Source organism: Microcoleus sp. B5-D4 (assembly GCF_036705145.1).
In the GTDB taxonomy this organism is placed as follows: domain Bacteria; phylum Cyanobacteriota; class Cyanobacteriia; order Cyanobacteriales; family Microcoleaceae; genus Microcoleus.
In genome coordinates, this window is the sequence record NZ_JAUBTV010000001.1 from 170,958 (window position 1) to 185,731 (window position 14,774).

A 14,774-nucleotide genomic window follows, 5' to 3' on the forward strand; every position below is an offset into this window, starting at 1 on the left:
TTATTCTTTTATTATTTAATCTGTTATTAACCAAAATTTAAAACAAGCTTATTCTTTTATATCCCTTTCTTTGGAGGTTTCAGTCTATCCTAGGTCGTAGATTTGCAAAGTCGGCTATTAAGGGAGAGGAGGAATATGAATTTTTTCACAGGACGTTGGCGACGTAGTTTTATAGTGACACTAGCAGCCGCAGCATTTTCGCTAACTTTGATTAGTTCCGCTGTAGCTGCTGTAACACTAAATGGTTCGGGAGCAACTTTCCCCAAACCTCTTTACGATCGCTACTTCTCTCAAATGAGAAGTGCAAATCAAATTACTGTAAACTACCAAGGAACTGGTAGCGGTGCTGGCATCAAAGCATTAATTACAGGGACTGTTGATTTCGCAGGCAGCGACGCGCTGATGACTGCTGCACAAATAGCCGAAGTAAAGCGGGGTGTAATAGCTGTTCCCACGGCTGGCGGCGCTGTTGCAGTTGTTTACAACTTGCCCGGAGTGACCAATCTGAGGCTAAATAAGGATGCCATGAACGGCATCTTTGAAGGCAAGATTACTCGCTGGAACGATGCGAAAATAGCCGGAATTTCTGGACAAGCTAAAAACTTGCCAAATACTGCGATTCGAGTAGCTGTACGGGCAGACAGCAGCGGTACTAGTTTTATTTTTGCTAATCATTTGCAGGCAACTGGTAGCACCATCAAAGCTGCCGCTCAGCCGAAGTGGCCAGACACCGCTGTCAGGGGTCAAGGAAACCCCGGCGTAGCTGCTTTGGTGAAGAATACAGCGGGTGCGATCGGCTATGTTCAAGATACTTTTGCTCGGCAAAACAATCTTCAAACAGCATTTATTCAAAATAAAGCTGGCAGGTTTGTAGACCCTAGCTTGGCTGAAGCAGAGAAAGCTTTAGCAGGGGAAACATTCCCCGCAGACTTCCGCTTAGTAGAAGGCAATCCCAACGACGGTTATCCGATTGTTGGTTTGACTTGGCTGTTAATCTACAAACAGTATCCTGCTGCGAAAGCAGAGGCTATTAAAAAGATGGTTAATTGGGTGATGACTACAGGTCAAGGTATCAACAAACAGCTAGAGTTTACTCGGATTCCTTCAGCTACAGCTCAAAAGGTGGTTCAAGCAGTTAATCAGACTGTGATTGCCAGAGGTTAATTCCGGCGATCGCACGGGGTTATGAGTTGACGAGTTAAATCGATGACTCAAAATTCATAAATGATCAGGTTAGTGTGCACTAAATTTACTGTGTAAGGTACGCACTGCGTACCTTACAAACTAGGTTCCCAGCGCGCAACCAGCCCATTATAATTCCTCGTCCTTTAAGCAAGTATTTTACTTTGTACGCACTAATTTTGGTATGACCAATATTTCAAAAAAGCGGGATAGATTGACTCGGAAACCGACAGAAATGAACACAGAAGTAGATTTGACAGATACTGCTGGTGAAGGTCTATGGATGGAGTCAGGATTTACACTATTTGTATGGGGTTTTGCCCTAGCAACAGCGGGTACGTTGTTTTTGATGAGTGCGGTAATTTTTAAAGATGCTTGGCCTGCTATTAGCCAATTTGGACTCTCTTTCTTGTGGAATCCCAAGTGGGATATCGGTGAGTTGCAGTTTGGGGCTTTGCCGTTTATTTACGGTACTGTAATTAGTTCTGCGATCGGCATAATCATCGCACTTCCTTTAGGGCTGTCAGTAGCTATAGTTACTAGCGAGAACTTCTTACCCGTTTGGGTGCGATCGCCCTTGGGATTCATGGTTGAATTAATCTCGGCTATTCCCAGCGTAATAGTTGGCCTTTGGGGAATATTTGTTTTGATTCCCTTCTTGTTGCCATTGCAGCAGTCATTGTTTGATAATTTCAGTTGGTTTCCCTTGTTCAGCAGCGAACCTTTAGGCCCCGGAATGCTGCCCGCTGGAATCCTTTTATCGATTATGATTTTGCCAACAGTAGCCGCCATCAGCCGCGATGTATTGATGTCGGTTCCAGTAGATGTGCGAAGCGCTTCCATGTCCCTTGGTGCCACCCGCTGGGAAACAATATTTAAGCTGTTATTACCAGCAGCTAGTTCGGGGATTATCGGCGCCACCATATTAGCATTGGGACGCGCTTTAGGCGAAACAATGGCAGTCACAATGGTGATTGGCAACTCGATTCAAATTAACAAATCCCTGCTGGCTCCCAGCTACTCAATTCCTGCTGTTTTGGCAAGTCAATTTCGGGAAGCTGTAGAACCGCTGCACACCGGCGCTTTGATGTATTTAGCCTTAATTTTATTTGTGATCACTCTGTTCGTAAATGCGATCGCAGTATTGTTGGTTCAGCTAATTGGGGCCAAAAAAGCTAAAACTTAACATCATCGAAAGCAATTTGGTCACAAGCCGCGCCGCCAGATTTATCCCCTGGTTCAATCTAAAATCTCAAATCTAAAATCCCATGGCTCAAGCACAAAAATTAGATAGTATTCTGGATGCAGAAATCACCAACCCCCTGTCGCTAAGCCGAACTTTTTTCAGCCGGGGAATGACAGTTATCGCTTTCGCTCTGACAGCTCTAGCCCTGCTCCCTTTGTTTGCTATTTTATACAAAATTCTGGGGGAAGGACTTACACATTTGAGCTGGGAAGTGCTAGTATCTCTGCCCGCACCCGTCGGAGTTGAAGACCAGCCCAACGGCTTTGCTAATGCGATTCTCGGCACTGCTTTAATGGTGGGAATTGCGACATTAATTAGCGTACCTATCGGCGTAATGACGGGAATATTTTTGTCTGAGTTTGGTAGAGAAAACAAAGCGATAGCCAATAGTATTCGCTTTATCACCGTCATTCTCAGCAGCGTTCCCTCGATCGTAGTTGGCGTCTTTTCCTACGCCCTAATCGTCGTTACCACCAAAGCATTTTCATCCTTAGCAGGCGGTTTTGCCCTCGGCGTCATCATGCTTCCAGTGGTTGCTCTGACAACAGAACAAGCATTAAAATTAGTGCCTACTTCTTACCGCCTCGCTTCTGCTGGTTTGGGAGGCGGACGCTTTCAAACTATGTTTCGCATTATCATACCCTCAGCACTTCCAACTATTACCACAGGTATTTTACTCGCTGCTTCCCGCGCCGCCGGCGAAACCGCACCGTTGATTGTAACGGCGTTATCGAGTCAATTTTGGCCTCCTTTAGTTGATAAATTGGGCGAGATAATGCAGTCCCCTATAGGTGCAGAAACCATTGCAAAACTCAAAGAAATTCCCGAAACACTGCTGACCCCGACTCCTTCCATGTCAGTATTAATATACAGCTACGCCAGCTCTCCTTACAAAGAGCAGAACGAATTGGCGTGGACTGCTGCCTCTGTCCTTTTGGGTATGGTTTTGATTGCTAGCGTCGCATCCCGTACAGTAACTCGGAAACGCTTGCAAAATCGATAAATCAATAACTAAAGTGCATCTCTCAGTCAAATATTAACAAGATAACCAGCTAAATAATGAAACCTAAAGCTAACTTGAAATCCGAAAACTATACAGATCAATTCCTAGAAGATGCCGCCCCGGAAATAGACCCCAATGCAATGCCAGCACTGCGGGTTCAGGACTTGAGTTTTTATTACGGAACTCACAAAGTCTTAGAAAATTTATCGATGAATATCCCTCACCCGCAAGTGACGGCTATTATTGGTCCTTCAGGTTGCGGCAAATCTACGTTTCTCAAAGCTCTCAACCGGATTGGTGAATTGGAGGGAAAAGTTAAAATTAAAGGAAGAGTAGAGTTTTTTGGACAGGATATTTACAGCCCAAAAGTAAACATTAATAGTTTGCGTCGGCAAATTGGGATGGTGTTTCAAAGACCGAATCCTTTTCCACTGAGCATCTACGATAATATTGCTTACGGGGTGAGGATTTTTGGTCGCAAAAGCAAAGCAGAATTAGATGAAATTGTGGAATCGGCACTCAAAAGTGCGGCGCTTTGGGATGAAGTCAAAGACGATTTGAATAAATCGGCTCAGGGGATTTCGGGGGGACAGCAGCAGCGGCTTTGTATTGCTCGCGCTTTGGCTGTGAAGCCGAAAATTTTGTTGATGGATGAACCTTGTTCTGCTCTAGATCCGATTTCTACGATGAAGATTGAGGAGTTGTTTCAGACTCTGCGGCAGCAGTTAACAGTTGTAATTGTGACGCATAATATGCAGCAGGCGGCTCGCGTTTCTGATTACACGGCTTTCTTTAATACTGATGAAAGTCGCATCGGCCGCATGGTGGAATTTGGGCCGACAAGTAAGATTTTTACTTCTGCGGGCAATTCGAGTACGAGAGATTACATTCAAGGCCGTTTCGGTTAATACTTACATCTTGAACCTCTTTCAGAACAGGCAAGATGTCTATTCCACAACAGACAAATATTTTTGTGCAGGCATCTTGCCTGCTATAGTTATGTTTTCAGAACAGGCAAGATGCCTGTTCCACAACAGACAAATATTTTTGTGCAGGCATCTTGCCTAGTATATTTATGTCTTCACCACTGCTGAAGCGAGAGTTAGGTATTTTCGGCGCAACTCTCATGGGCCTGGGCTCAATCCTCGGTACCGGAGTATTTGTGAGTATCGGCATTGCTGCGGAAGTTGCGGGGCCGGGAGTGATTTTGGCTGTAGGTATTGCGGCTTTAGTTGCTGTTTGCAATGGCCTTAGCAGCGCTCAATTAGCGGCAAATCATCCTGTTAGCGGCGGTACTTATGAATATGGCTACAAATATCTCAATCCTTGGCTGGGTTTCACTGCCGGCTGGATGTTTCTGTTGGCGAAAACGGCTTCTGCGGCTACTGCTGCTTTAGGTTTTGCGGGGTATTTTTTAAATGCAGTTGGTGTAGCCGATCGCACTTACCTGATCCTAACAGCTTTATTCGCCCTCGCCACCCTCACTTTAATTGTATTGACGGGAATTAGGCGATCGAATATTGCCAATACTGCCATAGTCTCAGTTACACTTCTATCCTTAGCGGTGTTTGTTGCTGTAGGTTTGCCAGAGGTAAAGTGGGAAATGGCCACCTTACAGAATAATAGCTCGATCGGCTCCATCCTGCAGGCCACCGCCCTGATGTTTGTCGCTTATAGCGGTTACGCCCGCATCACCACAATGAGCGAGGAAGTGCGGGAACCGAGAGAAACCATTCCCAAAGCCATAATTTTCACTTTGGTGCTGACAATGCTGCTTTACGTGGGGGTAGCAATAGTTGTCGCCGGCGCGGGGGGAGCCGATAAATTGTCTTTACAACCAGGCGGCACGACTGCACCCTTGGAAGTCATCGCCCGCAGTTTCCCAATTCCGGGAGTTTCTCAACTGCTAGCCGTCGGCGCAATTACCGCTATGTTGGGAGTTTTGCTGAACTTAATTTTAGGGCTGTCGCGCATCTGGCTGGCGATGGGGCGGCGCTTGGATATGCCGAGAGTCTTGGCGCGGCTAAATCCTTCGGGAACAACTCCCTACGTGGCTGTGGTGGTTGTGGAAGTTTCGATCGCACTTTTAATCCTCGTCGGCGATGTCAAAACCACTTGGTCATTTAGCGCTTTTAGCGTTTTAATTTACTACGCTATCACCAACCTCGCCGCGCTGCAACTTTCCCCCGCCGAAAGGCTTTATCCGCAGTGGTTGGCTTGGGTGGGTTTGGGGAATTGTCTGTTTCTGGCTTTCTGGGTGGAGAGGGAAATTTGGCTGACAGGATTGGCATTAATTGCCGCCGGTTTAATTTGGCGCGCGATCGTCCGACTCCCGGCGAGAAACTAGAAGTGTGATAAATTGAAACAGCATCCCGCATTGTAGAGGGCCATGCCCGATCGAACTCCCGAGCTTGCGACTCAAGAATCTCCCGCATTCACCGCCATCAGTCGCTATATAGCTCAAACCCTAATTACCATTCAGGAACGGCATCCCGAATGGATAGCTGAAAAATACAGGAAAACCCCCTGGGCCAAACCTGATTTTCAGTCAGTTTTGATTGGAAAATTGACAAAAAGTTTCACAGTAGCCAGCGATACAGATTCCCTGCTGCTGACTGCGAAAAAATACCTACAAATTCTGCTGATTCCAGAATTCGTTAATTCACCTCAATTCAGCAAATTATCTGCCAAAATTCAGCAGCTAGCCCAATCTCAAACACTACCAGCTAAATCAGAAAACTCAGTTTCCTCAGAACCTCCAACTCCAACAGCCAATCAACCAGCCCCGCTTCCTCTCGGCATTGCTATCTTGCTGCTAGATGTCGAAAACTTGCAACTCAACATCGAAACCGAAAAATTCCTAGAGGGAATTTGCCACTATCCCATCCAAATCAAAGTTGCCTTTGCCAATTGGCGCAGCATGGGCAAGAAAGATGCCGAATTTCACCAGCGCGGCTATCAACTAATTCACGTCCCCCCCGGCAAAGACAGCGCCGACTTAAAAATGGCTACAGTCGGCGCATCGATTTTCGTACATTATCCCACAGCCAAAGAGATTTTTGTCTGTTCGTCCGATCGCGCCCTCACTCACCTCAGCAACACACTGCAAGCCCACGGACTAACCGTATTTCAAGTCCGCAAACAAATAGATAAAATCCTAGTTTTAAACAGCAAAACCGGACAAATGGAAACCCATTCCCTTGTAACCATACCGGAAATTACACCCCTAGAACAATTAGTTATTCAGCTCAAAGAATTAATCAAAAAAGAGCAAAAACGCACCTCAACTCAGTGGATCAAAGTTTCTACTGTTTCAGCTTTATTTAGGGAAAATTACGGATTAGTCCTCAATCAAGTTGTTTCTCATCATTTGCTCGGTACTAAAACCCGCGATATCTTTCTGAAATATCCCACCGAGTTTGTCCTCCACAAACCCTCAGAAACTTCTCAAACTTATGTCACTCTTTTTGAAGTGAGATTATCGCCTCCACCGCCAATACTTAACCAAGAAAATCTGAATAACCACCAGGCAGCACCTGCCACCTTGACAGATATTAATTCTCTGGAAGACTTGGAAAGAGCTCTTGTCAAAATCGTTGGCGACTTAACCGGCAACTCTCCTGAAAATTCTGTATTTCTCTCAAATGTTGGCAGTGAATTTCACCGACAATACGGCAAACAAATTACCCAAATAATTAAAGATTTTAATCTCGGTAGGAAATTTACTAAATTTTTGCAATCCTGCGCTTCTCTCCAGCTAAAAAAAGCCGAAAAAGGCTGGCAAGTTTCCCTCAATTAATTAAAAATTAAAATATATAGCCTTTCTCAGTAACATGAGGTGTTCTTGGGCATTGACCAAACAGGGGATTGGCCAAACAGGAAGAGTACCTTACTTTCCTGAGAACCCCTATGTAAACGTCCAATTACAACTCACATCTTGCACCATTCTCAGGAACAGGCTTTTCGGCCTGTTCCACAAAGAGTGAATTTTCTTGTGGAACAGGCCGAAAAGCCTGTTCATATCGTTTCCGGTTGCATCGGAATGATTTAACCGCAGAGGGCGCAGAGAACGCAGAGGGAGAGAATACAGAGATGAATACAGGACGATGCTACCGGATTTGATATCATACAAAGCTTATTGAGAATGGTGCAACATCTCCCATTACTAGCAACTTGAGTTATCATACAATCTGGACGTAAAGAAATGTAAAGGGATATGCACGACAAAGTTGTGGTTGTGGTGGGTGCGACTGGCGGCATCGGTTCAGCCGTGGCCCGGAAACTCGCTGATGCGGGTGCGAGGCTAGTGCTCGCCGCCAGAGACAGCAGTAAATTAGACGCTTTAGCTAGCGAACTTTCGGCAACAGAGGTACTGTGCGTACCGACAGATATCACTGATTTGCCGCAAGTCGAGACACTGATGCACAAAGCTGCGGCGCATTTCGGACAAATTGATGCCCTCATAAACGCCGCTGGTGCCGGAATTCTCAAGCAGTGGAACAAGTTAGAACCTGCTGATTTAGATGCCATGCTTGACTTGAACTTAAAAGGCAGTTTTTACACGTCTCAAGCAGCGGCGAATGTGATGAAAGAGCGTAAATCCGGCCACATTTGCAATGTCATCGGGATTTTGGGCAAGCATTCGATGGCGATGGGAACCGCTTATTGCGCTTCAAAGTTTGGGGTAGTTGGTTTCAGCAAGTGCATGGCAGATGAACTGCGACGCTACGGCATTAAGTTTACGCTATTCTATTTTGGCGGGGTGGATTCTCCGTTTTGGGATAATGTGAGTTTGAAGGTAGACCGGTCAAAAATGCTGAGTACCGAAACTGCTGCAAATGCGATTATGTTTGCTCTTTCGGCTGACCCGCAAGCTGTGCCGATGGAGATTAATATTCAGCCGGAAAGTCATTTGTTCTTTTAGCTATTGAGGAGTGATTTGAAGGCAGAACGCAGCGGAAGCTGAAGGCAAGAAAAATTATGATAGTTTTAGGTTTGAGAACTTGTACAGCACTTAATTATGTAGGGTGCACGGGCTGGCGCACCTTACCCCTATAATTCGCGCGTAAAACTATTTGTTTTTTGCGTAAGTCCTTTTGGCGAAGGCGTCGCGGCAAACCCAAGTTATCCCAGACACCGGGTGTCTTTTCTTTTAAGTGCTGACTTATTTCTGCCTTCAGAGGGAGCTAGGATATTCAATCTTTAGGTTATTATTAAGTGGGCGCGCAATAAAAAATATGAAAAATATCCATTACTCACTCCCTTCCTTGCAATTTCCCCTTGAAAATCAGCAGATTTTCCATTTTTCACTTTCCATTTTCAATTATTGATTATGGAGTTCGATCGCATTCAATTTTACGTTGAAAACGCTCAAGTATCCCGCGACTGGTTTGTCGGCAAGTTAGGCTTTCAATCAATAGCAGGTTATGCCAATAGCCACACTCACACTGAAGCTGTCAGCAGCGGCAATGTATGTTTTATTTTATCTTCGCCCCTGACACCCGCTAGTCCCGCTGCTAGTTGGTTGAAGTTTCATCCTCCAGGGATTGCCGATGTGGGTTTTCGGGTAAAAAATGTTGAATTAGCGGTAGCTAGAGCGGCTGCAAAAGGCGCTAAAATCCTGGAACCGATTCAAGAAGACCTAAACGCAGGAGGTTATTTTAAGCGGGCAAAAATCGCGGGCTGGGGGGATTTAAGCCATACCCTCGTGGAGCGAATTGGCAGCCATTCACTGCTATCGGCTTCGGATAAGCTGCCGTTGTTTACCCGGATTGACCACGTAGTGTTAAATGTTGAATCTGGGGATTTGTCAAGTGCTGTTAGTTGGTATCAAAAAATATTAGGTTTTCAACCGCAGCAAAATTTTGATATTCAGACTGAGAAATCGGCTTTGCGGAGCCAAGTTATGGTGCACGCTGAAGGTGGGGTGCAATTCCCGATTAATGAACCGGCATCAGCTAATTCTCAAATTCAAGAGTTTTTGAGTGCAAATCGAGGGCCGGGAATTCAGCACATGGCTTTGCAAACTAATAATATTGTGGGGGTTGTTGCCGATTTGCGATCGCGCGGTTTGCCTTTTCTGCCTGTTCCTCCAACATACTACTCCGAATTACAGCAGCGACAAAACTATTTGCCCGCAGATTGGCAAGCAATTGCAGCTTGTCAGGTTTTGGCAGATTGGCAAGAAGATACTCCCGCAGCGATGCTGCTGCAAATATTTACCCAGCCAATTTTTGCAGAACCGACTTTCTTTTTCGAGATTATTGAGCGCCGAGTTAGTTTAGTTAACGGCAAACAGGTGCAAGCTGGAGGTTTTGGGGCGGGGAATTTTCGAGCTTTGTTTGAGGCAATTGAACGGGAACAAATGAAAAGAGGCAGTTTGATAGATGATTGACAAAAATTCCACTTTTTCGGTCATACCGGCGGGTTAATCAGCACTGCGATATCTTTCCAACCGTAGGCAATTTCTTTGAGTGCAACTCCTGCTCTACTTGTTTGCTGTTCGTCTACTTTTTCACCTCCTAATAATTCATAAAACCTATAGGCTGAATTGTCTCCTAGTACCCAAACTAGCATCGAGTTCAAACTTAATTCTGCCAATTTTGTGGCAACGGTTCTCACGAGTTGCCGTCCGATTCCTTGACGCTGATATTCCTCCAAAATATAGATGGCAAATAATTCTCCTTTATATATATATTTGCCCGTGCGCTCGCAACCACCCGCAGCAAAACCCACAATTTCTCCCGATTCATTCTCCGCAACGCACACAAAATTTTTACTTTTTTCTGCGTTTAGGAGGATTTCTTGCCAATTGCTTTCTCGCTTTTCATAGGATAACTGTGCGAGGTAATCTGCTGGTACAATTTCCCGGTAAGCTGTCCGCCAAGTATCTAGATTAACTCGTGCGATTGCAGGTGCGTCACCGATTTTAGCTTCTCTCACAATCATCAGAAAATACTCCTTTGGGGCCCTGAAATTCTCTTTTCAAGTCGAGGGCAACTATACGATCGCGCCCTTCTAGTTTAGCTCGATACAGCGATCGATCGGCCTGTCCAATTAACCCCTCAATCGATAAACCAGCAGCAGGCACAGTAGTAGCCATCCCCATACTTAGAGTTATAAACTTACTTACCTTGGAAGCTGCATGAAAAATTGCCGCCGCTTTCAAATCGCTGCGAATTGCTTCAGCTACCCGCATTGCTCCCTGCACATCAGTTTGCGGCAAAATTACCGCAAATTCTTCGCCGCCGTAGCGGGCGGCTAAATCTCCTGCCCGCTGAGCGTTGTTAGCTAAAATCTCGGCCACTTTTTTTAAACATTCGTCGCCTCCTTGATGGCCGTAATGATCGTTGTAAAGTTTGAAAAAATCGATATCGCACAAAATTAAAGACAGCGACTCTTTTTCTCGCTCCATCAACTGCCATTCTAACTCCAATTTTTTGTCAAAACAGCGGCGGTTGGGAATTTGAGTCAATCCATCCACCGAAGCGAGCCGCTGCAATTCCATGTTAGCTGCTTGTAATTCTACTTTGGCTTGTTCTAAAGCTAAATTTTGCCGAGCTAATTCTTCACTTTGCCGTTTTTCTTGTTCGTACAAAAATCGGATTGAAGCTTCAGCTTCGTACAATTCTTGCTCTGCATATTTGCGCTTGACAAATTCTCCTAATTGAGAACTTACCACAGCTATTATTTGAAGTAAATCTTGATCCGGCTGCAGTTCTTCCCGGCAAAAAAAAGTCATTACTCCTACAACTTGGCCCCTAGCGTGAATGGGGAAACCGAATCCCGATCGCAGTCCCGCTTCCTCGGCCAAGCGCGATCGCACGAAATTGCGATCGCCCACCAGATCAGTAATCCACTGCGGAGAACCGCTTCTGGAAACTGCTCCGGGCAAACCCTCACCCGCCCCCAAAGTAATCTGCTGGTCGTTTTCGGCAAACTCCCTAACTTCCTCCGCTGCCTGCCAAACTGCCACCCGTCGCAAACCCGCAGTTGCCTCGATCGGACAGCAAAGTGGCAGGCACCAAAGTGACTCTTTTTCAGATTTTATTTCCCCACCCAATCTAGTTTCTTCCTCCGCCTCTGCAGGCGTCCAAAGTTCGCCAAGATCCCACCCAAAACTTTGGCAAATAGCTTGCAAAATTCTCGGAGTTGCGCTATCTAGAGAACTTGATTCTGACAGGATATGAGTAACAGCATACTGTGCTTCTTGACACTTTTTTATGCGTTGTTGTTTGGTAATGTCTTTGCCGATATAAACAAAATCTTGTATAACCTCGCTATCTGCATCCGGGCTTCCTGTGCTTGTCTCGAAAGTAGAGCATGAAAACGCAACCATCAGCTTTAAACCTATTTTCGTTTGGCAAGCTACTTTTACTTGAGGCCAATATTCGCTTTTAAGTGCAGGAGGTAGCTGGCTGACTTTGCGTAACAATTCCTCCTCAGCCGTAATCATGGATATGGATTGGCCGATTAATTCCGATTCGGTATATCCAAATAATTGCTGTGCAGCTTGATTCACTTTTTTGATTTGGCCCGATGTTCCTGTTACGAACAAAACATCCCCTAGGGAATTAATAATTTTGTCAATATAATCGCCAGCCGCAGCTAAGTTATCGCCTTTAATACTTTTTTTCTTGGCAGCCTGAACGATGGTTGGCGGAGATCCAATGCTATCTGTCACATCTTCGCATAAAATAATCAATCTGTCAGCAGTGGCTTGTCCCTTACAACCAAAAATGTACAAATTTAGATAGAAATAAGAGCCGTCTTTGAGAACTCTGCTAATTGATTTTAACTGAAAGTCTTGCTGTCGTTCTTCAATAATATCTTCAAGGATTCCTTCAATTCCGATCAGTTCGGGAAAACTATCGCGCACGTCTTTTCCTTCGCCTACTTCCTCATGAATGTAGGCAAAATCTTGCACTTTCAAAGATATTTCTTGAATCTTAAGTTCGCGATCGACTGTGAGGTATTCAATCCTGCGTAAGGATAACAGCTTATAAAGAAGAATATTAATACTTCGGGCGCTGCTCTCTACAGTTAATGTGGGAAGCATCTCGTTATTGTAGAGCATCTCTCTCAAAGGTTAGCCGGTAAAGTTAGTTGTTGTTTGGCGGCGATTTCTCATGGGAATTTTTATACTGGCAAATGTCATCACCTGTTACCGCTGGCTAATTTATGCAAACAGTACACTTTGGATTCTCCAAGCAGTTTTTTGCTTATTTTAAAAATGGTGCCAAATATTAATTTGACCCACTTTTTGAGAGAAAGCGCAATCAAAAGCATCCTCGATTGAGGTGGAGATTTATAAATAATATGTAGCGGTTTACACTATTTGTGCGACACATTTTAATTTTAAATTCCCCGCTATGGGTTACAAACGCTAAAGTTGAGGAACAGCACAGTTTAATTCAAATGTTTGCTTTAATTAGCACCATTCCTATAGACCTTACCTCCCCTGGGTATTTGTGTCAATTTTTGTAAAGAAAGTGTTACCTTTAAATGATATATAGCCTTTCTCAGTAACATGAGGTGCACGCTTGATAAGCGGGCATAGGCCTCCGTGGGGGAGCATCTCATATTTGTAAAAACACTTCTTCTGGCTCCTTCCTTCTTCCTTCTTCCTTCTTCCTCTTTTCTCCTGGCTCCTGACTCCTGACTCCTAACTCGAATTTCTAGCGGAGGGCGGCTTTCATTGAGATGCTCTCCTCCGTGGCCTCCGTGGGCGTACCTCACCAAGATTGAGAACTGCTATAGTATCGAAGGATTTGTATAAAAGCTTAAAAATACTCTGCTAAATGCTGAGACTTATTACCGACTTTGACGGCCCGATCATGGACGTGTCCGATCGCTACTACCGAGTTTACCAGGAGTGTCTCGCCGAGACTAAGCGTTCGGGCCAAGCAGTGCGCGAACTCCCCAAAGCCGAGTTTTGGGACTTGAAGCGCGCGCGGGTTCCCGAAACCGAAATCGCCATCCTCTCAGGATTAGATGCAGATCAAGCCCGCGATTTTGCCCAGAAACGCCGTCAAACCGTCCACACCCTACCCTACATGATTTACGATCAACCAGTTCCCACCGCTGTGGAAACCCTCGAAAAGGTGCAGCGCGCTGGAGTAGACTTAGCGGTGATGACCATGCGCCGCGTCAGGGAACTAGACGAAGCCTTCAACCGCTGCAATTTAGGGCAATTTTTCCCAGAAAACCGCCGCTATTGCCTCCCCAACGATTACGTTAAAACCGGGGATGTCAAAGATAAGCCGCTGTTGATGGCAAGAGCTCTCGCCCAACTGCCGCCGGCTTCTGACACTTGGATGGTTGGCGATACAGAGGCGGACATTATAGCAGCAAAAACGCACGGTGTCAAGGTAATTGGTGTTTTGTGCGGAATTCGCGATCGCACCCAACTAGAAATGCACCAACCGAATTTAATTGCCAACAATTTGAGCGAAGCAGTTGAGATTATTTTAGGTGGCAAAAATTAGTCATTAGTCATTAGTCATTAGTCATTAGTCATTAGTCATTAGTTATTAATTGTTAGCTGATGTTATTTTTCAGAGGTCTTGATTTCACAGTTATTAGTTGTTGGTTGCTGACTAATAACTGCTGACTAATGACTGCTGACTAATGACTGCTGACTATCGCAGAAAACCGCTGACCAGCCACAGAATTAAAAACGTAAACAAAGCGATAAATTTCTCTGTTGTTATAAATGCCGGACTGACCAAAGAACCCAAAAATCCTCCTAGCAACAAGCCTATAACCAAGCCAGCCACAGTCAGCAGCACGGCGCGACCAAATTTTTGTTCCTTGCGATTAACAAAATAAAGACAACAGCCGACCCCAAGAGCCAGAGTCAACTGTAGTAAACCATCATTAGCCGCCGGATAAATACTCAGTCCGCCTAACCCCACATACACCCCAGCCGGCCACAAAATGTCCGATCGACTAGGAGTATCGATTAACCGCTGCAACCAAGCTGGGCTGCCACTAGGAGGAGACGGAGTAAAGCTTGGGGGTGGGGGAGTCAGCCGTTCGGGAAAGCGGATGCGTTCGGGTACTTTAATTTTCCCTTCCTGTCGCTGCCGCAGGCGATCCATGAGGATCGCATCGTAAGCGGCTTCGATCAATTCCAAACGTTTCTTGTCACCGCTGTACTGCTCACCTAGGCGCGTGCGGGCCTCTTGCACTTCATCAAAGGAAGCATCTTCATCGACTTCAAGCAGTTGATAGGGAGTTGGCTCACTCATTGTAATAACCCGCTGAAGACTCTCGTTATAGAGTAATCTTAACAAGAGAGGAAAGCGGGGCGGGGGCGATCGCCGCTTTCCCAAAAGTTTT

12 protein-coding genes are annotated in these 14,774 nt (G+C 45.4%); 9 read left to right on the top strand and 3 right to left on the bottom strand.

Translation table 11 applies throughout. From position 1 onward, the window contains the following. The first annotated feature begins 135 nt into the window (after positions 1-135). The 8 genes from pstS (at position 136) to hppD (ending at position 9,825) form a co-directional block, all read left to right on the top strand. Positions 136-1,164, top strand: a complete 1,029-nt coding sequence (gene pstS, locus QUB10_RS00680; RefSeq protein WP_333198566.1) for a phosphate ABC transporter substrate-binding protein PstS — start codon at positions 136-138, stop codon at positions 1,162-1,164. Positions 1,165-1,417: 253 nt separating this feature from the next. Next, the gene (gene pstC, locus QUB10_RS00685) at positions 1,418-2,368 is read left to right on the top strand and encodes a phosphate ABC transporter permease subunit PstC (protein ID WP_333198568.1); all 951 of its coding nucleotides are present in this window, start codon (positions 1,418-1,420) and stop codon (positions 2,366-2,368) included. Between the two features lie 82 nt (positions 2,369-2,450). After that, positions 2,451-3,431, top strand: coding sequence for a phosphate ABC transporter permease PstA (gene pstA / locus QUB10_RS00690; RefSeq protein WP_333198570.1), 981 nt, complete (start codon positions 2,451-2,453; stop codon positions 3,429-3,431). Between the two features lie 56 nt (positions 3,432-3,487). After that, positions 3,488-4,339 carry a phosphate ABC transporter ATP-binding protein PstB gene (gene pstB, locus QUB10_RS00695; protein ID WP_333198572.1) on the top strand — a complete coding sequence of 284 codons (852 nt, stop codon included), beginning with the start codon at positions 3,488-3,490 and terminating at the stop codon, positions 4,337-4,339. Between the two features lie 167 nt (positions 4,340-4,506). Then, positions 4,507-5,778 (top strand): APC family permease, encoded by a 1,272-nt coding sequence (locus tag QUB10_RS00700; RefSeq protein WP_333198574.1) that lies wholly within the window; start codon positions 4,507-4,509, stop codon positions 5,776-5,778. Positions 5,779-5,820: 42 nt separating this feature from the next. After that, entirely contained in the window at positions 5,821-7,230 is a 1,410-nt protein-coding gene (locus tag QUB10_RS00705) for an NYN domain-containing protein (protein WP_333198576.1), read from the top strand. A gap of 417 nt (positions 7,231-7,647) precedes the next feature. After that, positions 7,648-8,355, top strand: a complete 708-nt coding sequence (locus QUB10_RS00710; RefSeq protein WP_333198578.1) for an SDR family oxidoreductase — start codon at positions 7,648-7,650, stop codon at positions 8,353-8,355. Between the two features lie 408 nt (positions 8,356-8,763). Further along, positions 8,764-9,825, top strand: coding sequence for a 4-hydroxyphenylpyruvate dioxygenase (gene hppD, locus QUB10_RS00715; RefSeq protein WP_333198580.1), 1,062 nt, complete (start codon positions 8,764-8,766; stop codon positions 9,823-9,825). A gap of 20 nt (positions 9,826-9,845) precedes the next feature. Here the strand turns inward: hppD and QUB10_RS00720 are convergent, their stop codons facing one another. Together QUB10_RS00720 and QUB10_RS00725 are read right to left on the bottom strand one after the other, a co-directional pair. Continuing rightward, positions 9,846-10,379, bottom strand: a complete 534-nt coding sequence (locus QUB10_RS00720) for a GNAT family N-acetyltransferase (protein WP_333198581.1) — start codon at positions 10,377-10,379, stop codon at positions 9,846-9,848. Continuing rightward, positions 10,360-12,489, bottom strand: a complete 2,130-nt coding sequence (locus QUB10_RS00725; protein WP_333198584.1) for a diguanylate cyclase domain-containing protein — start codon at positions 12,487-12,489, stop codon at positions 10,360-10,362. The genes QUB10_RS00720 and QUB10_RS00725 overlap by 20 nt, the downstream gene beginning before the upstream one ends. A gap of 742 nt (positions 12,490-13,231) precedes the next feature. Here QUB10_RS00725 and QUB10_RS00730 point away from each other — a divergent pair. Continuing rightward, the gene (locus QUB10_RS00730; RefSeq protein ID WP_333198586.1) at positions 13,232-13,918 is read left to right on the top strand and encodes an HAD family hydrolase; all 687 of its coding nucleotides are present in this window, start codon (positions 13,232-13,234) and stop codon (positions 13,916-13,918) included. A 153-nt stretch (positions 13,919-14,071) separates the two neighbouring features. Here QUB10_RS00730 and QUB10_RS00735 read toward each other — a convergent pair whose 3' ends face one another. Then, positions 14,072-14,683 carry a CPP1-like family protein gene (locus QUB10_RS00735; protein WP_333156985.1) on the bottom strand — a complete coding sequence of 204 codons (612 nt, stop codon included), beginning with the start codon at positions 14,681-14,683 and terminating at the stop codon, positions 14,072-14,074. Positions 14,684-14,774: the final 91 nt, after the last annotated feature.

What these genes read in the sequence shown, in the direction of transcription:
- pstB (WP_333198572.1), top strand. Translation starts at nt 3,488, where the DNA reads ATGAAACCTAAAGCTAACTTGAAATCCGAAAACTATACAGATCAATTC.
- QUB10_RS00730 (WP_333198586.1), top strand. Translation starts at nt 13,232, where the DNA reads ATGCTGAGACTTATTACCGACTTTGACGGCCCGATCATGGACGTGTCC.
- hppD (WP_333198580.1), top strand. Translation starts at nt 8,764, where the DNA reads ATGGAGTTCGATCGCATTCAATTTTACGTTGAAAACGCTCAAGTATCC.
- pstA (WP_333198570.1), top strand. Translation starts at nt 2,451, where the DNA reads ATGGCTCAAGCACAAAAATTAGATAGTATTCTGGATGCAGAAATCACC.
- QUB10_RS00725 (WP_333198584.1), bottom strand. Translation starts at nt 12,489, where the DNA reads ATGCTTCCCACATTAACTGTAGAGAGCAGCGCCCGAAGTATTAATATT.
- QUB10_RS00720 (WP_333198581.1), bottom strand. Translation starts at nt 10,379, where the DNA reads ATGATTGTGAGAGAAGCTAAAATCGGTGACGCACCTGCAATCGCACGA.
- pstC (WP_333198568.1), top strand. Translation starts at nt 1,418, where the DNA reads ATGAACACAGAAGTAGATTTGACAGATACTGCTGGTGAAGGTCTATGG.
- pstS (WP_333198566.1), top strand. Translation starts at nt 136, where the DNA reads ATGAATTTTTTCACAGGACGTTGGCGACGTAGTTTTATAGTGACACTA.
- QUB10_RS00710 (WP_333198578.1), top strand. Translation starts at nt 7,648, where the DNA reads ATGCACGACAAAGTTGTGGTTGTGGTGGGTGCGACTGGCGGCATCGGT.
- QUB10_RS00700 (WP_333198574.1), top strand. Translation starts at nt 4,507, where the DNA reads ATGTCTTCACCACTGCTGAAGCGAGAGTTAGGTATTTTCGGCGCAACT.
- QUB10_RS00735 (WP_333156985.1), bottom strand. Translation starts at nt 14,683, where the DNA reads ATGAGTGAGCCAACTCCCTATCAACTGCTTGAAGTCGATGAAGATGCT.
- QUB10_RS00705 (WP_333198576.1), top strand. Translation starts at nt 5,821, where the DNA reads ATGCCCGATCGAACTCCCGAGCTTGCGACTCAAGAATCTCCCGCATTC.